Annotated in this window: 17 protein-coding genes; 12 read left to right on the top strand and 5 right to left on the bottom strand. The window is 71.6% G+C overall.

The window, feature by feature from the left end:
* Positions 1–8 precede the first annotated feature (8 nt).
* Entirely contained in the window at positions 9–1,379 is a 1,371-nt protein-coding gene (locus ACFFR3_RS01970; RefSeq protein ID WP_364378654.1) for a glutamine synthetase family protein, read from the bottom strand.
* A gap of 124 nt (positions 1,380–1,503) precedes the next feature.
* Between ACFFR3_RS01970 and ACFFR3_RS01965 the strand changes: the two genes are divergently transcribed.
* Positions 1,504–2,208, top strand: coding sequence for a FadR/GntR family transcriptional regulator (locus tag ACFFR3_RS01965; protein ID WP_345397812.1), 705 nt, complete (start codon positions 1,504–1,506; stop codon positions 2,206–2,208).
* Between the two features lie 42 nt (positions 2,209–2,250).
* The gene (locus ACFFR3_RS01960) at positions 2,251–3,009 is read left to right on the top strand and encodes a hypothetical protein (protein ID WP_364378651.1); all 759 of its coding nucleotides are present in this window, start codon (positions 2,251–2,253) and stop codon (positions 3,007–3,009) included.
* Positions 3,010–3,061: 52 nt separating this feature from the next.
* On the opposite strand, the gene ACFFR3_RS01955 is transcribed toward ACFFR3_RS01960, so the two are convergent.
* From ACFFR3_RS01955 to ACFFR3_RS01945, 3 genes are all read right to left on the bottom strand, one after another.
* The gene (locus ACFFR3_RS01955) at positions 3,062–4,783 is read right to left on the bottom strand and encodes a nickel/cobalt transporter (protein ID WP_379482499.1); all 1,722 of its coding nucleotides are present in this window, start codon (positions 4,781–4,783) and stop codon (positions 3,062–3,064) included.
* Positions 4,780–5,991 carry a tetratricopeptide repeat protein gene (locus tag ACFFR3_RS01950; protein WP_364378645.1) on the bottom strand — a complete coding sequence of 404 codons (1,212 nt, stop codon included), beginning with the start codon at positions 5,989–5,991 and terminating at the stop codon, positions 4,780–4,782. The genes ACFFR3_RS01955 and ACFFR3_RS01950 overlap by 4 nt, the downstream gene beginning before the upstream one ends.
* 243 nt (positions 5,992–6,234) lie before the next feature.
* Positions 6,235–7,611, bottom strand: coding sequence for a DUF4331 domain-containing protein (locus tag ACFFR3_RS01945; RefSeq protein ID WP_379482498.1), 1,377 nt, complete (start codon positions 7,609–7,611; stop codon positions 6,235–6,237).
* A gap of 237 nt (positions 7,612–7,848) precedes the next feature.
* Here ACFFR3_RS01945 and ACFFR3_RS01940 point away from each other — a divergent pair, with 237 nt between their 5' ends.
* The 5 genes from ACFFR3_RS01940 to ACFFR3_RS01920 all read left to right on the top strand — a co-directional run bounded on the left by ACFFR3_RS01940 (position 7,849) and on the right by ACFFR3_RS01920 (position 13,250).
* The gene (locus ACFFR3_RS01940) at positions 7,849–9,555 is read left to right on the top strand and encodes an ABC transporter ATP-binding protein (protein ID WP_379482497.1); all 1,707 of its coding nucleotides are present in this window, start codon (positions 7,849–7,851) and stop codon (positions 9,553–9,555) included.
* A 120-nt stretch (positions 9,556–9,675) separates the two neighbouring features.
* Entirely contained in the window at positions 9,676–10,479 is an 804-nt protein-coding gene (locus ACFFR3_RS01935) for a MurR/RpiR family transcriptional regulator (RefSeq protein WP_345397836.1), read from the top strand.
* An 82-nt stretch (positions 10,480–10,561) separates the two neighbouring features.
* Positions 10,562–11,248 carry an SDR family oxidoreductase gene (locus tag ACFFR3_RS01930; RefSeq protein WP_364384523.1) on the top strand — a complete coding sequence of 229 codons (687 nt, stop codon included), beginning with the start codon at positions 10,562–10,564 and terminating at the stop codon, positions 11,246–11,248.
* A 218-nt stretch (positions 11,249–11,466) separates the two neighbouring features.
* Positions 11,467–12,408 carry a sigma-70 family RNA polymerase sigma factor gene (locus ACFFR3_RS01925; RefSeq protein WP_345397839.1) on the top strand — a complete coding sequence of 314 codons (942 nt, stop codon included), beginning with the start codon at positions 11,467–11,469 and terminating at the stop codon, positions 12,406–12,408.
* Between the two features lie 80 nt (positions 12,409–12,488).
* Complete coding sequence (locus ACFFR3_RS01920; protein WP_379482496.1) at positions 12,489–13,250, top strand: MOSC domain-containing protein; 762 nt, start codon at positions 12,489–12,491, stop codon at positions 13,248–13,250.
* 70 nt (positions 13,251–13,320) lie between these two features.
* On the opposite strand, the gene ACFFR3_RS01915 is transcribed toward ACFFR3_RS01920, so the two are convergent.
* Positions 13,321–14,247 (bottom strand): ABC transporter substrate-binding protein, encoded by a 927-nt coding sequence (locus tag ACFFR3_RS01915; RefSeq protein ID WP_379482495.1) that lies wholly within the window; start codon positions 14,245–14,247, stop codon positions 13,321–13,323.
* Positions 14,248–14,451: 204 nt separating this feature from the next.
* On the opposite strand from ACFFR3_RS01915, the gene ACFFR3_RS01910 reads away from it, so the two are divergent.
* From ACFFR3_RS01910 to ACFFR3_RS01890, 5 genes are all read left to right on the top strand, one after another.
* On the top strand, positions 14,452–15,765 hold the full coding sequence (locus ACFFR3_RS01910) for an ammonium transporter (protein WP_364384532.1): 1,314 nt from the start codon (positions 14,452–14,454) through the stop codon (positions 15,763–15,765).
* The gene (locus ACFFR3_RS01905) at positions 15,762–16,100 is read left to right on the top strand and encodes a P-II family nitrogen regulator (RefSeq protein WP_345397847.1); all 339 of its coding nucleotides are present in this window, start codon (positions 15,762–15,764) and stop codon (positions 16,098–16,100) included. The genes ACFFR3_RS01910 and ACFFR3_RS01905 overlap by 4 nt, the downstream gene beginning before the upstream one ends.
* A 157-nt stretch (positions 16,101–16,257) precedes the next feature.
* Positions 16,258–18,483, top strand: a complete 2,226-nt coding sequence (locus tag ACFFR3_RS01900; protein WP_364384537.1) for a [protein-PII] uridylyltransferase — start codon at positions 16,258–16,260, stop codon at positions 18,481–18,483.
* A 133-nt stretch (positions 18,484–18,616) separates the two neighbouring features.
* Positions 18,617–21,886 (top strand): sensor histidine kinase, encoded by a 3,270-nt coding sequence (locus ACFFR3_RS01895; protein ID WP_345397853.1) that lies wholly within the window; start codon positions 18,617–18,619, stop codon positions 21,884–21,886.
* A 21-nt stretch (positions 21,887–21,907) separates the two neighbouring features.
* On the top strand, positions 21,908–22,330 hold the full coding sequence (locus ACFFR3_RS01890; RefSeq protein WP_345397856.1) for a roadblock/LC7 domain-containing protein: 423 nt from the start codon (positions 21,908–21,910) through the stop codon (positions 22,328–22,330).
* The last annotated feature ends 17 nt before the right edge of the window (positions 22,331–22,347 follow it).

Raw genomic sequence — 22,347 nt, 5'->3', positions numbered from 1 at the left:
CGAGCCCGTCACATCCGCTCGAAACCACGGAACATCTCCCAGTCCGTCACCGCCGCGTCGAACGCGGCCAGCTCCACCCGCGCGTTGTTGGCGTAGTGCTCGACCACGTCCTCGCCGAACGCCTCCTTGGCCAGCTTCGACCCCTCGAACACGGCCAGCGCCTCGCGCAACGTCGCCGGCACCCGCTCCGCCCCCGAGGCGTAGGCGTTGCCCGCGTACGGATCCTCCAGCGGCAGTTCGGCGTCGATGCCGTGCAGCCCCGCCGCGATCAGCCCCGCCACCGCCAGGTACGGGTTCACGTCGCCGCCCGGCACGCGGTTCTCCACTCGTAGCGACAGGCCGTGGCCGACCAGGCGCAGCGAGCAGGTGCGGTTGTCCACGCCCCACTTGAGCGCCGTGGGGGCGAAGCTGCCGGGCACGAAACGTTTGTAGGAGTTGATGTTGGGCGCGTACAGCAGGGTCAGCTCCCGCATCGCGGCCAGCTGCCCGGCCACGAAACCGGCGCCCAGCTGGGACATCCCGTACGGCCCCTCACCCGCCATCACCGGGTCGCCGTCCACGCTGCGCAGCGAGATGTGGATGTGGCAGGAGTTGCCCTCACGCTGGTTCGGCTTGGCCATGAACGTGATCGACCGGCCCTCCTGGGCGGCGATCTCCTTGGCCCCCGTCTTGTAGATGACGTGGTTGTCGCAGGTCGCCAGCGCCTCGGCGTAGCGGAAGGCGATCTCGTGCTGGCCCAGGTTGCACTCGCCCTTGGCCGACTCGACGTAGAGGCCCGCGCCCTCCATCTCACGCCTGATCCGCCGCAGCAGCTTCTCGACGCGGCCGGTGCCGAGCAGCGAGTAGTCGACGTTGTAGAGGTTCGCGGGGGTCAGATCGCGGTACGCGCGGCGCCAGGCGTCCTCGTAGGTGTCGTCGTAGATGACGAACTCCAGCTCCGTGCCGACGTACGCGGCCAGGCCGCGCTCCTGCAGCCGGGCGAGCTGGCGGCGCAGGATCTGGCGCGGCGAGGCGGTCACCTCGGCGCCGCCCTCCCATGCGAGGTCGGCCATGACCAGCGCGGTTCCCTCGTGCCAGGGCACCCGGCGCAGCGTCGAAAGGTCGGGCTTCATGACGAAGTCGCCGTAGCCCCGCTCCCAGGACGACATGGCGTAACCCGGGACGGTGTTCATGTCCACGTCGACGGCCAGCAGGTAGTTGCAGCCCTCTGAGCCGTGCTGCAGCACCTCGTCGAGGAAGTAGCGCGCCGACAGCCGCTTGCCCTGCAACCTGCCCTGCATGTCGGCGATCGCGAGGAGCACGGTGTCGATCCGGCCGGCGGCGATGTCGTCGCGCAGCTCGGTCACGGACAGGAACCCGCTGCTCGCTCGATCGCTCACGCTACGTCGCTCCGATCTGGCCTGACGCGCTTTCCCGCTGATTGGGCTAGTCTCAGACCATTGATGTGCATGGTGGGATCACTTGTCAAGGCCTGAGGACACGTTGGACGAGTCGGCGCGTTTGATGACGGTGTTGCGGCCGGTCAGGGCCGGCAACGCCTTCGAGGAGACGGTCGAGCGGCTGCTCCAGGCGATCAAGCTCGGCGTCGTCCCGCCGGGGGGCAAACTGCCGCCCGAGCGCGAGCTCGCCGTCCAGCTCGGCATCAGCCGGGTCACCTTGCGTGAGGCCATCAGGGCGCTGTCCGACGCCGGATACCTCGACGTGCGCAGGGGCCGCTATGGCGGGGCCTTCGTGACGTACCGGCCGCCCGAGCCCGACGCGGGCAAGGCCCGCGAGGCCCTCCAGGAGATGGGAGCCGACGAGCTGTCCGACGCGCTCACCTTCCGGCTCGCCGTCGAATGCGGCGCCGCCCAGGTGCTCGCCGCCTCGCCGCTCGGCGACGCCACCCGCGAGGCGCTGCTGCGCCGCCTCACCGAGCTGAACGCCGCCGGTCTCGACGACTACCGCCGCCTCGACACCGCCTTCCACCTGTCGATCGCCGAGCTGACCGGCTCGTCCCTGCTCGCCGCCAGCTGCGCCGACGCCCGCTCCCGGGTCAGCGGCCTGCTCGACGCCATCCCCATGCTGCAGGTCAACCTCGACCACGCCGCCGTCCAGCACCGGGCCATCGTGGACGCCATCCTCGCCGCCGACCCCGACGCCGCCAGGCGGGCCGTCGCCGAGCACCTGGAGGGCACCGCCGCGCTGCTGCGCGCGTTCCTGGCGTGACCCGACCGGTTTGCGCGGCTCGTACCATCGATCTCAAGGGTCATGGGGCACTGGTTTCAGCACAGCATCGTCGCCACAGGACGGCTTCCGCTGTTCTGCTACTTCGTCATGCTCATCGTGGCCTTCATCGCCACCCGCATCAACGTGCGGTTGATCAGGGCGAAGATCGGCTGGTTCCGTAACTTCACCGTCGGCGAGATGCACATCCACCACGTGGTGTTCGGCGTCGTGCTCATGCTGATCGGCGGCGTGGCGCTCATCGTCTCGCCCGGCTCCCAGGTCGGCACCGCCGTCGCCGCGTCCGTCTTCGGGGTGGGCTCCGCGCTCGTGCTCGACGAGTTCGCGCTCATCCTGCACCTGCACGACGTCTACTGGGAGGAGGAGGGGCGCACCTCGGTCGACGCCGTGTTCATCGCGATCGCCGTCAGCGGGCTGCTGCTCATCGGCCTGCGCCCCCTCACCTGGGACTACGGCACGCCCGTCGTCAACCCGGCGGCGCTCATCGTGGCCAACCTCGTGCTCGCCGTCGTCACCCTGCTCAAGGGCAAGATCTGGACCGGCATGGCCGGGCTGTTCGTCCCGCCCATGCTGCTGGTGGGCGCCCTCCGGCTGGCGCGGCCCGGCTCCCCGTGGGCCCGCTGGTTCATCGCCGGGCGGTCACCCCGCAAACTCGCCAAGGCCGTACACCGGGAGGAACGATGGCGCCGGCCGGCCATCCGGGCGAAAATCGCCTTCCAGGAGTTCCTCTCCGGCCGCCACGACCTCCCCTCCACCCGCCGCCCCCGCCGCTCCCGTACGTGAGCCTGGCGCGGGGCATGCGACTGGGCGCGGGACCTACGGCCGGACACGGGGCTTACAGCGCGGCCACCGAGCGCAGTGCCAGCCCCGTGCCCAGGACGATCACCATCGCAGCCGTCCCCATCGGCGCCAGCCCCGACAGCCGCGCGGCCAGCCGCCGTCCCTTGGCGGCCCGCCGCTCCAGCCGGTCCACCAGTTTGACGAGGAGCAGACCGGTCACGGTGAGCGTCGCGGCCATCCCGAGACCGTAGGCGGTGACCAGCGCCACCCCGAACCAGGTCCGGCCGAGCGCGATCGCGCCGAGGAGCACGATGAGCGCCGACGGACTCGGCACCAGCCCTCCCGCCACCCCCAACCCCACCAACCCACCCCGCCTACCACCGTGCCCGTGCCCGTGCCCGTGCCCGTGGTCGTGGGAGTGGGAGTGGGAGTGGGGGTGCTCTTGGTTCCCCTGCGCGCCTGCGTGACCGTCGCGGTGCTCGTATGCGTCCCCATCCCCGTCCCCGTAGCCGTCTTCGTCCCCACGGCCGTGCCCGTGGCCGTGGGCGGAAGTGGGGGAGTGGGCGATGGCGTGGGTGTGGTTGGGGTGGTCTTCTGGGTGGTGGCGGGCGGTGCGGAGGAGGCGGAGGCCGATCAGGGCGATCAGGGCGCCGCTGGCCACGCCGAGCCAGCCCAGCACCGTCTCGCCGGCCAGCGCCGTGAAGACGGTCAGCAGCAGGCCCACCATCAGCACTCCGGCCGTGTGGGTGGCCGTCACCGCCGCGCCCACCACCAGGGCGTCGCGCGGGCGTCCACGGCGTCCGGCCAGGTACGCGGCCATGATGGTCTTGCCATGGCCCGGGATCAGCGCGTGTCCCGCCCCGAGTACGATCGCCAGCCCCACCGCCAGCAGCCCCAACGGCACCGTCAGCGTGTCCGAGCCGATCAGCGCGGTGAGCGTGCGATCCAGGGCGGCCAACGCGTCACCGATGGGCCCGCCGATCTCGGCCCCCAGCCCGCCGGGCAGCGCGCCGCCGGGCTCGGCTTCTGTGTTGCCGGGCGGCGTGTCGCCGGGCTCGGCTTTGCGGCTGTCGGGCGGTGTGGCGGTGGTTTCGGTCCCTTCGCCACCGGGCGGTGTGGTGTCGCTGGACGGCGGTGGGTCCGTGGCGGGGGAGACGGTGAGGGTGGCGGTGCGCTGGTCGAGGGGCGTCGTCAGGAGGTCGTCGGGGTAGGTGCGCAGTTCCTGGCTGATGCTCGTCGCGGGTACCGAGGAGGCGGTCAGGCGGACGCCGTCCCCGGTGGCGGTGATCTCGCGCCAGCCGAGCCTGTCCTGCTCGAACCCGTCGGTGAAGGTCACGGCCCCTGATGGGCGGACCTCGGCGACGAGCCGGCAGGACAGGCGGCTGGTCCGCAGCCCGCCCTCACCGGGCGCGTACGCGAACGCCGCGGACTCCACCCGCCACGGCACCACCCGGCCCGCCACCTGGAGCCGCTGGGCGGCGGCCAGCGCGGCGCACCGGCGGGCGGCGTAGGCGGGCCCGGCGGCGCTCACCTCCGGCTCGGCCTGCACGGTGGGCAACTCGGCCAGATCCACGACGGCGAGGTTCCGGACGTGGGAGGGCGTGACCCGCAGCCCGTTGTAGCGATTGACGGTGAACCGCCCCAGCGGATGCGCCACCACGCCGACCTGCGGCGCGCTCGCCTGAGCAGCGGCGGTGTTAACGGACAGCAGTGCGGGGCCCAGGGACAGGCCCAGGGACAGGAGGGCGGTGACGGTGAGGAGGAGGGCGCGTCTCATGAGAACCTCGCCAGGGCTGGGAGGTCGGGGTCGAAGCCGCGGACGGAGGGCGCGCCGGAGGCTTCGGTGAGGCCCAGGGAGTGCTCTATGCGGGTGCGGTGATAGGTCAGTAGAGGGTTCTTCCAGCCTGTTCCGGTCGCGTGTCTGGCGTAGGGGAGGGCCTTCTCGGGGGTGCCGGCCTTGAAGAGGGACCAGGCCAGGGCGTCGGCGGCCACGAGGTTGGGGTTGCGGGTGTATTCCGCCCTTGCGTGGCGGACGGCGGCCTTCGGGTCGCCGTGGTCGGCTTCGAACTCGGCCCAGGTCAGGTCGTCGCGCACTCCGGCCGCCTCGTAGAGCTCGCGCTGGGCTTCCAGGAGGGTCCAGTCGGCGGGGAGGCCGGCTTTGATGCGGGTCTCGCCCTGCTCGATGAGGTACTGGGGGAGGGGGAGGCGTTGGACCACCTGGTCGTACAGGGATAGGGCTTCGCTCAGGCGGCCGTCCAGGGCGGCGACCTTGGCCTGTCCGGCACGTGCGGGGATGTGGGCGGGGTAGGTGTTCAGGGCGTCGGCATAGTGGCGGGCGGCGGTTTCGAGGTCTCCCTCGTGGAGGGCCAGTTCGCCCTGGTAGTAGCGGGCGTAGGCGCGGTCGGCGGGGAGCCAGGCGTCCTCATGGGCGTAGTCGAGGTAGGTGCGGGCCGTCTCCACGTCCCCGCGCAGCTCGGCCGCGTAGGAGGCGCGGGTGAAGGCGGCCACACCCGGGCGCAGGGCCATCATCGCGTCCACGGCCTGCTGGGCGGCGCGCAGGTCACCCAGCTGGGTGCGGGCGTCGGCGAGCACGCCGTACGCGGCGGCGGCGTACGGGTTGGCGTCGATGGCGCTCTCGGCCAGCTCGGCGGCCCTGGCGAACTCGTGCCTGGCCGCCGCCAGCGCGGCCTGCCCCGTGAGCACCGCGTCGTCCTTCGGGGCGATCTTCGCAGCCGTGGCGAGCGCGCCTTCCGCCTTCGTGTACGCGGATGGGTCGCCGGTGAGGCGGGCCTGGTCGATGTGGCGGGTGGCGAGCTCGGCCCAGCCCCTGTGGTCGCCGGGCAGCCTTCTGAGCCGTTCCTGCAGGGTCTCCCGGCGGGGCGGGTCGGCCGCCGGCGCGGGCGTCGGGGCCGACGTGAACGAGACGAGGGTGATGAGCACCGCCCCTACGAGGGCGAGTCCGGCGAAGAGGGCGAGGGCACGCATGTGGCTGGGCTCCAGAGGAGGATGCGGGGGCCGTGAGTCTCCACGGGGGGGCGCGGGTGGTCGTCATAAGGGTGTGCGGGGTGCGTTGTGTGGGAGGCCCGCGCGGGTGGGGTGAGCCGGCCGGCTGTGACGGGGGCACGGCCGGCCGGCTCCTTTCCGGTGGCGGCAGACGTTGGGAGACGGGAGGTCTGCCGCCGGGGAGGACCGGCCGGTTCGGAGAGGAGACCGGCCGGTCCGCGATGGTCAGCGCTGGTTGACGGCCACGTTGCTCGGCAGCGGGATGTACGGGAACGCGGGCAGCGTCGGCTTGTCGTTGGCGTCCACCTTGTCCGTCAGGCCGGCCACCAGCTTGCCGGTCTGCGCGGCCCCGGCCACGGCCTGGAGCGAGATGTCCACGACGTCGTCGGTGAGCCGCCGGCCGTTCGGGAAGCCCTGGAGGTCGCCGCCGAGCACGCCGAGCCGGTTCGGGTCCTTGGCAGGCGGGATCGACATGTTGAGCCGGAGCATCTCCGCGGGCCGCAGCTTGCCGGCGTCCTTGTTGAGCACCTGCGAGTTGAGGTCGGCCTTGATGGGGCCGTTCTGCTTGGCGATGCCGGTCAGGAAGATCTCGACGAGGTCGGCGCGCGGGGTGGCGGGCGCCTTGATGCCGTAGACGGCCTGCAGCAGCCTGGCCGCCTCGGGGTCGGTGACGCGGTCCACGAGCGCCTTGACGCCGGCGTCCTTGGACGGGTCGAGCGCGTTGTAGGCCTCCTTCAGCCCGGCGGAGGCCACCAGCTCGTTGACCAGCGGGTTGCACAGGCGGGAGACCTGCACGTACGAGCTGCCGTTGTACTTGTCGGTGGTGGAGCAGACGCCGATCACGGGGTTGCGCTTGGGGTCGCCCTTGAGCGCGACCTCGGCGGCGGGGATCTGGACGGCCACGGTGTTGACGTTGTAGCCCTTGAGCGTGTCCTGACCGACGAGGGACAGGTTGCCCCCGTACAGGAAGTCGAACACGCGCAGGTCGAGGAAGAACGCCTCGTCCGACTGCCCGGCGAAGCTCTTGCCGCCGCCCGGCAGGGTCTTGACGGCCTGGTCGCGCAGGGCGCCGTAGTCGGGCATCGAGGCGCGGCCGACGTTGCTGGGGGCGACGACGCCGTCGGAGACCAGCGTCCTCGTGCCGCCCTGGGTGATCCGCTTGAGCGTGTAGCGCTGGCGGAAGAGCAGATTGGGGTCGTCGAGCGAGGTGACGGGGCCGTTGTTGTAGAGGAACGTGGTGGTGCCGCGTCTGTCCTCGTTGCGGAACGTCCACCGGTAGGTGATGTCCGTCTTGGCGTCACCGTCGTTGTCGATCTTTATGTTGTACCGGGACCTGGTGGCGAACGGGTAGAAGTTCGGGCCGCCGTTGGGCTCCTCGAACGGGATCCAGTTCGCCATCAGGGTCACGGTGCCGGCTTTGTCGGGGCTCACGAACGCGTACACGTCGGTGTTGTCGTGCTGAGGGTCCCCCGAGATCATCGGGGCTTCGCGGTGCGAGGAAGCGTCGCCGGAGTCGGTGCGGAACGCGGCCAGGGACGACGCGGCGACCGCTGCGGCGAGGCCAAGTCCGACTAGAGCGCGCCGGTTGATCCGGAGCTCCATGTTCGGTCCTTTCGAAGGGCTGATCGTGACGTACGAGGGATCCGGCCGGGTTCCTCGACGCCCTATTCGTCCGGCGGCGGCCGTTGGATGCAGGAGATTTCAGCTCCTCCTCAAGGAGGAGGAGTCAACCAAAGTTGACATACTCAGGTCGTCAATTTAGGTTGACCCGTGTCGGGGGTGCGGTTCGCGTGGTCCCGTTCGTTGGGCAAGTCGAGAAATGTCGTGAGAGGAGATGTGGTGGTCAAGGAGTTGCTCGCCTACCTGCGCCCGCACAGGAAGATCCTTCTTGTGGGCGGGCTGCTGGGCCTGATCGGCTCGGCGGCGGGCCTCGCGATGCCGTTGCTGGCGAAGTACGTCGTGGACGCCTTCGGCCAGAACGGCTCCCTGGCCGGGCCGTTACTCGGGCTGACCGTCGCGGTGCTGGTCGGCGCCGTGGTCTCGGCCGGAGGCGGTTACCTGATGGAACGTACGGGCGAGGGCATCGTGCTCGGCGCCCGTCGCAGGCTCGTGGACCGGATGTTGCGGCTCAGGGTGGCCGACGTGGACCGGCTCAAGCCCGGCGACCTGCTGTCGCGGGTGACCGGTGACACGACGTTGCTCCGCTCGGTGCTCACCAACGGCGTCGTGGACTCGGTCAGCTCGGTGTTCATGCTGGTCGGCGCCATCGTGCTGATGGCCGCCATGGACGGCGTGCTGCTGCTCGTCACCCTGCTCGTCGTGGTGGTGATCGGCGGGCTGGTCGCGCTCATCATGCCGCGTATCCAGCGGGCGCAGACCCAGGCCCAGGAGGCCGTGGGCGAGATGGGGGCCGTGCTGGACCGGGCGCTGCAGGCGTACCGGACGGTCAAGGCCAGCGGCGCGGAGGAGCGGGAGATCGCCGAGGTCGGCGTGGCCGCCACGCGCGCCCGCGACCGCGGGCTGCAGGTCGCCGGCTGGACGTCGCTCGCGGGGGTGGCGACGTGGATGGCGGTGCAGATCGCGTTCCTCGCCGTGCTGGGCGTCGGCGGCGCGCGGGTCTCGTCGGGCACGCTCGAGGTCTCGTCGCTGATCGCGTTCCTGCTCTACCTGTTCTACCTGGTGCCGCCGATCGGGCAGCTCGTGCAGGGCGGGGTGCAGCTCCAGCAGGGGCTGGCCGCGTTGCGGCGGATCAAGGAGGTCGAGGACCTGCCGGCCGAGCCCGCCGGCGTCGCCCCGCGCGAGGACGCCAGGCCGATCGGCGTGCAGTTCCGCGACGTCGTCTTCCGGTACGGCGACGACCGGCCCGTCGTGCACGACGGCGTCACCTTCGAGGTGTCGCCCGGCGGCCTGACCGCGCTGGTGGGCCCGTCGGGAGCGGGCAAGTCGACGGTGTTCGCGCTGCTCGAACGCTTCTACGAGCACCAGGGCGGGCAGATCCTGGTGGACGGCCGCGACATCCGCGACTGGCCGCTCGGCGAGCTGCGCGCCGCGCTCGGCTACGTCGAGCAGGACGCCCCCGTCCTGGCCGGCACGCTGCGGGAGAACCTGCTCTTCGCCGCACAGGACGCCACCGAGGAGGAGCTGCGGGCGGCGATCGCGCGTACCAGGCTGGACGACCTCGTCGCCCGGCTGCCCGACGGGCTGGAGACCCCGGTCGGCCACCGCGGCGTGCTGCTGTCGGGCGGCGAGCGGCAGCGCGTGGCCATCGCCAGGGCGCTGCTGCGCAAGCCCAGGCTGCTGCTGCTCGACGAGGCCACCTCCCAGCTCGACGCGGTCAACGAGCTGCGGCTGCGCGAGGTCATCGCCGAGGTCGCGGCGGAGACCACGGTGCTGGTCATCGCGCACCGCCTCTCGACGGTGACCGGCGCCGACCGGATCGTGGTGATGGAGGGCGGCGGCGTACGCGCGGTCGGCAGCCACGACGAGCTGGTCGGCTCCGACGAGCTCTACAGGGAGCTGGCTGCCACCCAGTTCCTGGTCGGCTGACGGCACCTGACCAGGGAAAACGTTACCTATGGGGAGTGGGCGCACGGGAGGGCGGGATGAGAACGGCGGGTCCCGTGCGTTGAGGGTGGCGTGGCGGACGGATATCACGGTGGGCTTGAGATGCTGCTGGATGGCCGGAGGCTGTCGCCCGTACAGCACAGGATCGCCGACTACCTCAGCGAGCACCTCGACGAGGCGATCTTCCTGTCGAGCGTCGAGCTGGCCGAACGGGCCGGGGTCAGCCAGCCCTCCGTGACCCGGTTCGCGATGGTGCTGGGCTTCACCGGCTACCCCGAGCTGCGCCAGGCGCTGCGCCCCCTCGTGCTCGGCGGGGGCGCGGAGTCGCCGCACGAGAGCCTGCTCCGCACCGCCATCGACTGCGAGATCCGCAACCTCGCCACGATGAGGGAGCGCCTGTCCCACTTCCCGCTCAAGGAGCTGGGCGAGCACCTCGCCGCCACCGAGCCGCTGCCGGTGCTGGGCCTGCGGGCCTCGTGCGGGCTGGCCACCACGTTCGCCTACTACGCCCGCCGCATCCACCCCGACGTGCGGCTGCTCGTCCACGGCGGCTCCGAGCTGGCCGAGGGCTTGCACGCCGCCCAGCGGGCGGGCGCCGAGTGGGTGGTGGCCGTGGTGCTGCCGCGCTATCCCGCCGAGACGTTGCAGGCCCTGGAGTACGCCACCAAGCTCGGCCTGCGGGTCGCCGCCATCACCGACAGGGTAGGGCTGCCCGCCGAGGTAGTGCTCGACGCGCCCGTGGGCGACGGCTTCGTCTTCAACTCCCACGCCGCGCCGCTGATGCTGGCCATGGCGCTGGTGGAGGCCATGGCCGAGGCCGTGCCGCTGCGGACGCGGGCCAGGCTGGAGGAGTACGAGCGGATGACCGAGGAGACCGGCACCTTCCTGACCGGCGACCCCGCCTGACCCGGCGGCGGACCGGACCTCAAGGCCCCGTGCCCAGCCCGCAGTGCCTCCGCGTGGCGCTCAAGGTCAATAAGCTGCCGCTATGACTGAACGACCGAAGGCGCTGGTCACCGGCGCCTCCCGAGGGGTGGGCGCGGCCGTCGCGCGGGCCCTGGCCCCCACCCACGACGTCCTGCTCGGCGGCCGTGACGAGCAGGCGCTGTCCGCGCTCGCCGCCGAGCTGCCCGGGGCGCGGCCCTGGCCGGTGGAGCTGACCGGGGTCACGCAGGCCGACGTCGCTGACATCGACCGGCTCGACGTGCTCGTCCACAGCGCCGGCGTGGCCACCCTCGGCCGCATCGCCGATCAGAGCGCCGACGTCTGGCGGCGCACGTACGAGGTCAACGTGGTCGCCGTCGCCGAGCTGACCAGGCTGCTGCTGCCCGCGCTCAGGCAGGCGGGCGGGCACGTCGTGTGCGTGAACTCGGGCTCCGGGCAGCGGGCCAACCCCGACTGGGGCGCGTACGCGGCCAGCAAGTTCGCCCTGAAGGCGTTCGCCGACGTGCTGCGGCTGGAGGAGCCCCTGCTCAGGGTCACCACCGTCTATCCCGGCAGGACGGCCACCGACATGCAGCGGGGCGTGCGGGCGTACGAGGGCGGGGAGTTCGAGCCCGAGCGCTACCTGCGGCCGGAGAGCGTGGCGCGGGCCGTCGTCGCGACGATCACCGCAGGGCCCGACGCGCACCTCACCGAGCTGACCCTGCGTCCCAGGGGCGGTCCGGTGAACTGAGTCCGCGCGCGCGGCCGTGGGGACGTAGGGTGGCCCCGGCGTCCCCTCCCGGCAGGGCCGGCCCGGCCCATCCCTCGTTCACCAGGGGTTTCAGCGCCCTCTCCTCCTTGAGGAGGACATCCAGAACCCTCCCGCAGACGTAGTGCTTTAGGGAATCTTTGCTTCTGGTCGGACGTTGGCCGGATATAGAACGCAGCTGCGGAACGAGGTGCCAGGGGATGGCAAGGCCTACGGGGAGTCGCACGCAGGAGCAGCACGTCGCCGAGCGCGATCTGCTGGGGACCTACCTGGCCGAGATCGGCCGGGTCCCGCTGCTCACGGCGGAGGAGGAAGTGGAGCTCGCCAAGCGGATCGAGGCGGGTCTGTTCGCCGAGCAGCTGCTCGACAGCGGGGGCACGGAGCCGCGCATCGGGGACGCGGCCGACGAGGAGCTTGAGCGGCTGGCCATTTCCGGCCGGCGGGCGAAGGAGGAGTTCATCCAGGCCAACCTGCGCCTGGTGGTGGCGGTGGCCAGGAAATACTCGGGCCGGGGCATGCCGCTGATCGACCTCGTCCAGGAGGGGAACCTGGGCCTGGTGCGGGCGGTGGAGAAGTTCGACTACCGGCGCGGTTACAAGTTCTCGACGTACGCGACGTGGTGGATCAGGCAGTCCGTCGGCCGGGCCATCCACGAGCAGGCCCGCCCGGTGCGGCTGCCCACCCACGCGGGGGAGCAGATGACCCGGCTCATGCGGGTCCGGCGCGACATGCTGGCCGAGTTCGACGCCGAGCCGACCGACGACGATCTCGCCGGCATCCTCGACCTGCCGATCGAGCGGGTGCGCGAGCTGCGCCGCTGGGCGTCCGACCCGGTGTCGTTGCAGCTCGGCGTGGGTGATGAGGACGAGACCGAGCTGGGCGACATGATCGCCGACGAGACGTGGGCCGATCCCGAGCAGCAGGCCATCGACATCCTGGAGCGTGAGCGGCTCGACCAGTGGCTCACCGGTCTTGAGGGGCCGACCAGCGAGATGCTGCGCTGGCGCTACGGGCTGGTCGACGGGCGCGAGCACACGCTGACCGAGGTGGGCGAGCGTTACGGCATCGGCCGCGACCGCGCCCGCCGCATCGAGCGCGACGCGCTGGCCCGCCTGCGCAAGATGGCCACGGCCGCCGCCTGACGACCGAGCCGACGACCGAGCTGAGGGCCCGCTGACGTCCCGGAGGGGGAGGCGCGTCGGCGGGCCCTAGGCTTTTGTGCATGCATGTGGAGATTCTGCGCCGCTATCCCGTGAAGTCGATGCTGGGCGAAGAGCTCGCCGAGAGCGTGGTGAGCGAGCGCGGGCTGGCCGGTGACCGGGCGCGGGCGGTGCTCGACGTGGCCACCGGGAAGATCGCCAGTGCCAAGAATCCACGGCTGTGGCGGCGGCTGCTCACCCTCGAAGGTGCTCGGGTGCCCGGTGACGCCGAGCTGTCGGAGCTGCTCGGGCGCGAGGTGCGGGTGATCGACGTGCCGCCGGAGGGGGCCGAGCTGGAGCGGTCGGTGCCGGAGCGGGTGCTGGCCGAAGGGATCGAGGCGGAGGTGCCGTACACGGTGGGGACGCTGGGGGCGGGCGCTCCCGCGGGCACGTTCTTCGACTTCGCGCCCCTCCACCTCATCACCACCTCCGCCCTCGGCGCGATCGGCGCGCAGGGGCCGCGCGGGCGGGTCGAGGACGTGCGCTACCGCCCCAACCTGGTGATCGCCACCGAGGGGGAGGGGTTCGTCGAGAACGGCTGGGTGGACCGGCGGCTGCGCGTCGGCGACGAGGTGGAGCTGCACGTCATCGTGACCAGCCCGCGCTGCGCGGTGCCGACGCTGGAGCACGGCGCGCTGGTCCGCGACACCGACGCGCTGCGCACCGTGGCCAGGCACAACCGGGTGGCGGTGTTCGACATGGGGCCGCAGCCGTGCGCCGGGGTGTACGCGCGGGTGACCCGCCCCGGCCGCGTCAGGAAGGGCGACCAGGTCACCCTCCTCTGAACGCCCGGCCCTCCGGCCGCCCTCGAACGGCCGGGCCGCCTCCACCTTCGGAGTCACGCCAGCTTCGGGGTCACGCCAGCGGGGCGAGGTGCTTGTCGAGGTCGTCGAGGATCTTGCCGGCGGCGGTGACGCCGATGCCGGTCATCCAGATCTCGTCGTCCACGTTGTGGGCGTTGCCGGACTTGACCGCCCCGAGGTTCTTCCACAGGGGGCCGCCGGTGACCTCGGCCTGCGCCTTGGCGGCGTTCTCCCCGTACGCGCTGTAGAAGATCGCGTCACCGTCGGCCTTGGCGATGTTCTCCTGGCTCAGCTTGCCGAAGCGCCGGTCCTCCTGGTCGTTGAGCTGCTGCGCCTCGGGTCGCGGGATGCCGGCGTCGCCGACCACGATGCCGCTGAACGACTGCGGCCCGTACATCCTGATCTCGGTCGGCATGAACCGGACGATGCTGACCTGCAGCTTGGCGTACTTGGCGCCGACCTCCTTGGCGCGCGTCCCGTACGCCGTCAGCAGCTGCTGCGCCTGCTCCTTCTTGCCCAGAGCCTCGGCGTCGAGCAGGAAGTTCTCCTTCCAGGTGATGCCGACCCGCTCGGTGAACACGGTCGGGGCGATCTTGGAGAGCTTGTCGTAGAAGGCGGCCTGGCGGAACTTCGAGCCGAGGATGAGGTCGGGCTTGAGCGCGATGATGGCCTCGATGTTCGGCTGCTGGAGGGTGCCCACGGGCTTGGTGCCGGCCAGGGCGGAGCCGAGGTATTCGGGCCAGGTCTGGTTCTCCTGGGCCTGGGCGGCTCCGACGGGCGCGAGGCCGAGCGAGACCATGGAGTCGAGCTTGTCGGTGTCGAGCACGACAACCCGTTTCGGCGTCATGGGCACCTTCGTCTCACCCATGGCGTGCTTGACGGTACGGGTGGGGCCCGCGTCCTCGGCCGTGGTGGACGTGCCACAGGCGGCGAGGGCGAGAGCGGGCAGCATGGCGGCGATGGCCAGGCGTAGGCGCATGGGCGTTCCTTGATCGTTAGGTAAGGCAAACCTAAGTATGGCACGGACGATATCGCCGTGCTCAAAAGCGTTCTGTGAGACGTCCGAAACGCGTGCGAAACACCTCTGCGCTGAGATTCACGAATGTGAAACACACCTGGTCGAGCCACGAAACTCCGGGCGAACACGCTGTGGCCACACGTCACATGTAAGGAGGGTCGCGTCGTGAAGATCGACAGCGGCACGACTGCCTGGATGCTCGCGGCCACCGCATTGGTGCTGTTGATGACACCGGGCCTCGCGCTTTTCTACGGGGGCATGACCAGGGCCAAGAGTGTCCTGAACATGATGATGATGTCGTTCGGCGCCATCGTCGTCGTGAGCATCACCTGGATGCTCTACGGCCACTCACTCGCTTTCACGGAAAACCCCAGTTCAGCGCTCAACGCCTTCGTCGGCGGCTTCGACGCCCTGGGCCTGCAGAGCCTGGTGGACACCGCGACCAGTGACGACGGCACCGGCATGCCGAGCCTCGTCTTCTCCGCCTTCCAGATGACGTTCGCCATCATCACCGTCGCGCTGATCAGCGGTGCCATCGCGGACCGCGCGAAGTTCGGCGCGTGGATGCTGTTCGGCGTCATCTGGGCCACGATCGTCTACTTCCCCGTCGCCCACTGGGTGTGGGGCGGCGGCTGGCTCAACTCGATGGGCATCGAGGACTTCGCGGGCGGCACGGTCGTCCACATCAACGCGGGAGCCGCGGCGCTCGCGCTGGCGCTGGTGCTGGGCAAGCGCCAGGGCTGGCGCAAGGAGCCGATGCGGCCGCACAACCTCACGCTGGTGCTGCTCGGCGCGGCCCTGCTGTGGTTCGGCTGGTTCGGCTTCAACGCAGGCTCCGAGCTGGTCGTCGACGGCATCGCCGGTCTGGCCTTCATGAACACGCAGGTCGCCACCGCGGTCGCGGTCGGCGCCTGGCTCACGGTGGAGAAGCTGCGTGACGGCCACGCCACCAGCCTCGGCGCGGCCTCCGGCGCGGTCGCCGGTCTGGTCGCCATCACCCCGGCCTGTGGTTTCGTCGACCCCTGGGCGGCCATGCTCATCGGCCTGCTCGCCGGCGCCGTCTGTGCCTACGCCGTGGGCCTGAAGTACAAGCTCGGCTACGACGACTCCCTCGACGTGGTCGGCGTGCACCTGGTCGGCGGCGTGATCGGCGCCGTCGCGCTCGGCTTCGTGGCCGCCTACCCCGCCACCGACGAGCAGAGCCAGGGCCTGTTCTATGGCGGCGGCTTCGGCCAGCTCGGGCTCCAGGTGCTCGGCCCGGTGGCCGTGGGCCTCTACTCCTTCGTCATCACGTGGATCATCGGCAAGATCATCGACAAGACGATGGGCTTCCGCATCAAGGCCGAGGACGAGGTCACCGGCATCGACATCACCACCCACGCCGAGACCGGCTACGACCTCGGCACCGTTCACGCCTCCGGCGTGAGCTCCCCCAACGGCCCCGTCACGGCTCCCGCCACGAAGAAGGTGGACGCATGAGGCTCATCACCGCGATCATCAAGCCCTTCAAGCTCGATGACGTGAAGGCCGCGCTCGAACAGTTCGGCATCAAAGGCATGACGGTCAGCGAGGCCAGCGGCTACGGCCGGCAGCGCGGCCACACCGAGGTCTACCGCGGCGCCGAGTACCAGGTCGACCTGGTGCCCAAGGTGCGCCTCGAGGTCCTCATCGAGGAGGACGACGCCGAGGACGTGATCGACGTCATCACCAAGGCGGCGCACACCGGCAAGATCGGCGACGGCAAGGTCTGGTCCGTCCCCGTCGACACCGTCATCCGGGTACGCACCGGCGAACGGGGTCCGGAAGCCCTGTGATGAAACCGCGGCGAAGCGCGGGCACCCTCCCGGGGGCGTCCGCGCGGAGCGAGGCCCGACCGGCCGACGACGTCCGGCGGGGGGTTCACAGGGGGAAGGACCCGAGGCGAAGCCCGGACGAGGGCGTCCGAGCGGAGCTCTGCAAGGGGGCACTGCAGTGAGGGGAGAGGCCCGTTCGTACGCCGCGGCCCGCAAGGAGCGGACCGCGGACACCGACCGCTGGCTCAAGGATCTCTTCCGCACGGCGAGCGACGGCGACCAGGTCTCCCTGGTCGCCGTCGGCAGCCTGGGAAGGGGGGAGCCGGCGCCGGGCAGCGACCTCGACCTGGTGCTGCTCCACACCGGCCGGGCCGACGTGGCGAGGATCGCCGACCGGATCTGGTATCCGATCTGGGACGCGGCGGTCGGTCTCGACCACTCCGTGCGCACGGTGGAAGAGGCGGTCTCGGTCGCCAGGCAGGACCTCAAGGCCGTGCTCGGCCTGATCCAGGCCAGGCACGTGGCCGGCGACCCCGACCTGACCAGGAAGGCCAGGGAGGCGGTGCTGGCCGAATGGCGGGCCGACTCGCGGCGCCGGCTCGGCGAGCTGCGGGAGGCCGCCGACCAGCGGGCGCAGGCCAGCGGGGAGCTGGCATTCCTGCTGGAGCCCGATCTCAAGGACGGCCGCGGCGGGCTCCGCGACGTCCAGGCCATGCAGGCGGTGGCCGCCGCATGGGTCGCCTCGGCCCCCGGACCGCGGGCGCGCGAGGCGTACGAGTTCATCCTCGACGTGCGGCACGCGCTGCACGTCGTCACCGCCCGTGGCACCGACCGCCTGGTGCTCCAGGAGCAGGACGCGGTGGCCGGGCTGCTCGGCCTGCTCGACGCCGAGGCGCTGATGCGCCGGCTGGCCGAGGCGGGCCGCACGATCTCCCACGCCTTCGACGCGACCTGGCGCACCGTTGACAGGCTGGTGTCAGGCCCGGCTCCACGCGGGCGCCGCCCGCTGGCCGACGGCGTGGTGGAGCACGGCGGCGAGGTGGTGCTCGCCAGGGGCGTCGATCCGCGTAAGGATCCCGTCCTGGTGCTGCGCGCCGCGGCCGCCGCGGCCGACTCGGGGCTGCCGCTCGCGCCCGCGACCGTCTCCGTGCTCGCAGCTCAGTCGGCGCCGATGCCGGTGCCCTGGCCCGAGGAGGCCCGCGACGCGCTGGTGTCGATCCTCGGCGCGGGCCGCGCCGCCGTGCCCGTGTGGGAGGAGCTCGATCAGGCGGGCATCATTGTCAAGTTGCTTCCTGACTGGGAGCGCGTACGCCACCGCCCCCAGCGCAACCCGATCCACCGGTTCACGGTCGACCGTCACCTGATCGAGGCCGCGGCCAACGCCGCCAGCCACACCCGCGAGGTCTCCAGGCCCGACCTGCTGCTGATCGCGGCGCTGCTGCACGACGTCGGCAAGGGCTGGCCCGGCGACCATTCGGCGACCGGCGAGGTGGTGGTCCGCGACATCGCGACCCGCATCGGCCTGCCGTCCGCCGACGTCGAGACGCTGGCCACCGTCGTACGCCACCACCTGCTGCTGCCCGAGACCGCCACCCGCAGAGACCTCGACGACCCCGTCACGATCGAGAAGGTCGCGGGCACGGTCGGCTCGCGCGAGGTGCTCGACCTGCTGGCCGCGCTGGCTGTCGCCGACGGCATCGCGACCGGCCCGGCCGCCTGGAACTCGTGGAAGGCCGGCCTGGTGGCCGACCTCGTCCGCCGGGTGCGCTCGGTGCTGGCCGGCTCGCCCCCGCCCAAGCCGCCGACGCTCTCGCCCGAGCAGGCCGGTCTCGCCCGCCATGGAGGTGGGGCCGTCCGGGTGCACGGGGGAGCGGTCACGGTCGTCGCGCCCGACCGGGTGGGCCTGCTGTGGAGCGCCGCCGGCGTGCTGTCGGCGCACCGGCTCGTGGTGCGCTCGGCGTCGTCGGCGTCCGCCGGTTCGACGGCGGTGATCGAGTTCTCCGTCATCCCCGAGTACGGCTCCCCGCCGGACCCCGCGACCCTCGAAGCCGATCTCCGTCTCGTCCTTGCCGGCCGTCTTGACATAGAGCAACGACTGGCCCGCCGCGCGAGGGCCGTCAGGCCGCCTCGCGTACCGGTCGCTCCGCCCCGTGTGACCTTGGTGGATGACGCCTCGGCGACCGCCACGGTGGTCGAAGTCAGGGCCCATGACAGGCCGGGGCTCCTGTGGCGCATCGGGCGGGCGTTCGGTGAGTGCGGTCTTGACGTGAGGGCCGCTCGCGTGGAGACTCTCGGCGCGGAGGCGGTGGACGTCTTCTACGTTGTGGACCGCGCTGGTCGCCCCCTCAGCGACGACGCGCAAAGGGCCCAAGTCCGCGATCAAGTCCTTGCCGCACTGCGATAACCAACAACACACGACAACCGGTCACGTTTGTAACGATTGTGTCCGATATGCCTGTTAAGTCAGATGCTGCGGATACCTTGTGGTCGGTCTGACGACCCGTTGCGGACGGGACGATTGAGGGGTAGCGGGAGCGGTGACTACGGGGAATTCGGGCAGCGGCACGGCCGCGCAGCCAGGCCGCGCGAAGCGGCTGCTGCAGCGGCTCGGCCTGCGGAACTGGCGGGTGCGGTGGCGGCTCACCGCGCTCATCCTGGTGCCGACCATCGCCGCAGTCGTGCTCGGGGGAGCGCGTGTGGTGGGCTCGGTCCAGAGCATCGCCGTCTATGACCGCACGGCCACCGCCGCCGAGCAGGCCGGCCGCATCCGTGACCTGGTGCAGGCGCTGGGGCTGGAGCGCGACACAGGCGGCTGGGTCGGCGCGAGCCGGGCCATGCGCAAGAAGCTCGCCACGCCGCTCGCCCAGCGCAAGGCCGCCGTGGACACGCTGGTCAAGGCCGTCCGCGCGGACCTCGACACCATGGACGAGTCCTACGGTCCCCGCGTGGTCAAGGCCGTCGAGCAGGTCAGGTACGACCTCGGCCGGCTGCCCAAGATCAGGGAAGAGGGCCAGAGGAACACCATCCGCTACGACTTCCTCACCGACACCCTGATCAAGCTGCACGACGAGCTTTCGCTGATGTCGGACGACTCGCAGATCGTCGGCCAGTTCCGCGGCCTCAGCGCGCTCGTCGCGGCCAAGGAGGAGATCTCCCGCCAGCGCGTCCAGCTCCTGCAGGCGTCCTACGACGCCGCGAGCGTGGACGCCAAGGAGGTCGAGCAGTTCATCGCCTCCAACGCCCGCCAGCAGAGCGACATCGCCACCGTGGGCGCCGAGGCCGGCGTCGAGGTCGGCCTGGAACTGTCCAAGGCGCTGGCCTCCAAGCCCGAGTACGTCAACATCCAGCTCACCAAGTCCCGGGCGATCGCGCTGGTCAGCGGCAAGGAGCCGGGCGCCCGCATCGTCGACAACCTGATCTCGGCCAGGGCCGAGCGGCAGGAGTGGTTCGACAGCAACACCGCCGCCATCGACCTGCTGCACGGCATCGAGAAGGGCTTGGCGGACAAGGTGAACCTGCGCAGCCAGGAGCTGCGCTCGCAGGAGATCCGCAACGCGATCATCGCGGGGATCCTCATCCTCGCGCTGCTCGCGGTCGTGCTGCTGCTCACCGTGGCCATCGCCCGCTCGATGGTCGGCCCGCTGCGGCGGCTGCGCACCGAGGCGCTGGAGGTGGCCGGGTTCCGGCTGCCCGACGTGGTGCGCCAGCTGCGCGTCAGCGGCGACCCCGCCTCCGTGCGTGAGGTGCAGCCCATCGCCGTGGACGGCGACGACGAGATCGGCGAGGTGGCCAGGGCCTTCGACCAGGTGCACCGGCAGGCCGTCCGCCTGGCGGGCGAGGAGGCCGAGCTGCGCAGCAACATCAGCTCGATGTTCGTCAACCTCTCCCGCCGCACCCAGACCCTGGTCGAGCGGCAGATCTCGCTCATCGACGGCCTGGAGAAGGGCGAGCAGGACGGCGGCCGGCTGGCCGACCTGTTCAAGCTCGACCACCTGGCCACCCGCATGCGCCGCAACTCCGAGAACCTCCTGGTCCTCGCCGGCCACGACGCCACCCGCCGGCGCAGCCAGCCGGCCAAGCTGGTCGACGTCGTCCGCGCCGCGCTGTCGGAGGTCGAGGGCTACGAGCGGGTCCAGGTGCGGGTGCACCGCGCCACCTCCGTGCTCGGCAGCTGCGCCAACGACCTCGTCCACCTGGTCGCCGAGCTGGTCGAGAACGCCATCCAGTTCTCCCCGAGCAACTCCCAGGTCATCGTCACCAGCAGCCTCATCGAGGGCGGCGGCGCCCTGCTGTCGGTCACCGACAGCGGCATCAGCATGACCGAGGAGGAACTGGCCGAGGCCAACCGCCGGCTGGCCGAGCCGCCCGTCGTGGACGTGTCGGTCTCCCGGCGCATGGGCCTGTTCGTGGTCGGCCGCCTGGCGCTGCGCCACGGCATCCGGGTGCAGCTGCGCAGGGGCGAGGGCAGCGGCCTGATCGCCATGGTGCTGCTGCCGCCGACGCTGATCGCCGACGGCACCCAGCAGCAGCCGCTGCCGCAGCGGCCCGCGTTCGGCGGCGGGACCGTGCCGTCGCAGGCGGGCGCGCCCGCGCAGAACGGGTCGTTCCGGTCGTTCGCCAGCTTCGACTCCTTCGACGCGGCGGGGCCACGCGCGGGTTCTTTCGACAACGGACACCGGCCTGGATCTGCCGCGTTCGACAGCGGCCCGGCGCGGCAGGGTCCCTCGACGTTCGACAGCGGTCCCGTGCGGCCCGGCGCCCCGGCGTTCGGGGGCGGTCCCGCGCCGCAGGGCCCGTCCGCGTTCGACAGCGGTTCCGCGCCGCAGGGTCCGTCCGCGTTCGAAGGCGGGCCAGGCAGGCAGGGGCCTTCGTCCTTCGACGGCGCTCCCGGCCGTCCGGCCGAGGGCGGGCCGGCGCACCCCGTGAACGGGCCCGTGAACGGGCCCGTCAACGGTGGCCACGTCAGGCCGGGCGGCCTGCCCAGGCGCTCGCCCGGCTCGTTCGACGGCGCGCCTGGACAGGGGCCGAGGTCCTTCGACGGCGCGCCGCCGCAGGCTCCTCCGGCGAACGGCGGCCCTGCGGCCCCCCAGACCGGACCCCAGACCGGACCCCAGACCGGGGCGCGGTCGTTCGACGGCGGGCCTTCGTACGGATCGTTCCCCTCCGACCCGGGCCGTGCCGGGGTCAACGGCTTCACCGCCGACACCGACGGCGGCGCCTACCGCAGGCATCAGGGGACGTACGACTCCGGCGCCTACCCCTCGTACCCCAGTGCTCCTCCCGGCGCATCTGGTAATGGCGCGTTCCAGACGCCGCAGCCCTCGTCCTACTCGACCAACGACGTGCGTACGCCCGACCCGGCCCCCTCGGCGGACACCCCGCCTGAGCAGGGGCGGGAGGACTACCTGCCGATCTTCGCCGCGGTGGAGTCGGCCTGGTTCCGCAGGCCGCCGGGCGAGGCGGCGGAGGGGCCGGGAGAGTCCACGGCCGCGCACGCCGTACCCTCTGGTGAGGAAGCGTGGCGGACGGCCGCGGACGCCGGCTGGCAAGCGGCGAAAGCGGCCGCCGAGCCAAGCCTCGGTGGCATCACCGCCGCCGGGCTCCCCAAGCGCACCCCCAAGGCCAACCTGGTGCCTGGCACGGCGAGCAGCCGGCCCGCGCAGGCACCGCAGCAGCAGGAGCAGCGGCAGGCACCGCCGCCGCCTCCGGTCTCCGCTGACCGGATCCGCAGCAGGCTGGCCAGCTTCCAGCAGGGTGTGCGCAGGGGTCGCCAGGAGATTCGTGGACAGGAGGACAAGAGTGAGTAAGCGTCCCGCCGGGGAGGATGCGTGACAACCCTTAGCAGTGAGGCCAACAGGTTCGACTGGCTGATCACCGACTTCGTCCGGCACACGCCCGGAGTGGCCCATGCCGTCGTCGTCTCGGCCGACGGGCTCTGCCTGGCCGCGTCCGAGGGGTTCCCGCCGGACCGGGCCGACCAGCTCGCCGCGGTCGCCGCGGGGCTGCTGAGCCTGACCGTGGGCGCGTCGCGGGTGTTCGAGGGTGGCGCGGTCACGCAGACCGTGGTCGAGATGCAGCGCGGTCTGCTGCTCGTCATGGCGATCAGTGACGGCTCGGTGCTCACGGTTCTGGCGGGTCCTGATTGTGACATGGGACTCGTGGCGTACCAGATGACGTTGCTGGTAGACAGGGCTGGACAGGCACTGACGCCGGCCCTGCGCGCGGAGCTGCAGGCCGCCAGGACCCGGTGATGTGATGGAACTGATGG

Origin of the sequence: Nonomuraea salmonea, assembly GCF_042428605.1 — a bacterium.
In the GTDB taxonomy this organism is placed as follows: Bacteria; Actinomycetota; Actinomycetes; order Streptosporangiales; family Streptosporangiaceae; genus Nonomuraea; species Nonomuraea salmonea.
This window is presented reverse-complemented; position numbering and strand designations above follow the sequence as displayed.

Bases quoted from the DNA above. Each gene is read 5' to 3' on its own strand.
- ACFFR3_RS01965 (WP_345397812.1), top strand. From the start codon at position 1,504: ATGACGGTGTTGCGGCCGGTCAGGGCCGGCAACGCCTTCGAGGAGACG.
- ACFFR3_RS01960 (WP_364378651.1), top strand. From the start codon at position 2,251: ATGGGGCACTGGTTTCAGCACAGCATCGTCGCCACAGGACGGCTTCCG.
- ACFFR3_RS01955 (WP_379482499.1), bottom strand. From the start codon at position 4,783: ATGAGACGCGCCCTCCTCCTCACCGTCACCGCCCTCCTGTCCCTGGGC.
- ACFFR3_RS01950 (WP_364378645.1), bottom strand. From the start codon at position 5,991: ATGCGTGCCCTCGCCCTCTTCGCCGGACTCGCCCTCGTAGGGGCGGTG.
- ACFFR3_RS01945 (WP_379482498.1), bottom strand. From the start codon at position 7,611: ATGGAGCTCCGGATCAACCGGCGCGCTCTAGTCGGACTTGGCCTCGCC.
- ACFFR3_RS01935 (WP_345397836.1), top strand. From the start codon at position 9,676: ATGCTGCTGGATGGCCGGAGGCTGTCGCCCGTACAGCACAGGATCGCC.
- ACFFR3_RS01930 (WP_364384523.1), top strand. From the start codon at position 10,562: ATGACTGAACGACCGAAGGCGCTGGTCACCGGCGCCTCCCGAGGGGTG.
- ACFFR3_RS01925 (WP_345397839.1), top strand. From the start codon at position 11,467: ATGGCAAGGCCTACGGGGAGTCGCACGCAGGAGCAGCACGTCGCCGAG.
- ACFFR3_RS01920 (WP_379482496.1), top strand. From the start codon at position 12,489: ATGCATGTGGAGATTCTGCGCCGCTATCCCGTGAAGTCGATGCTGGGC.
- ACFFR3_RS01915 (WP_379482495.1), bottom strand. From the start codon at position 14,247: ATGCGCCTACGCCTGGCCATCGCCGCCATGCTGCCCGCTCTCGCCCTC.
- ACFFR3_RS01905 (WP_345397847.1), top strand. From the start codon at position 15,762: ATGAGGCTCATCACCGCGATCATCAAGCCCTTCAAGCTCGATGACGTG.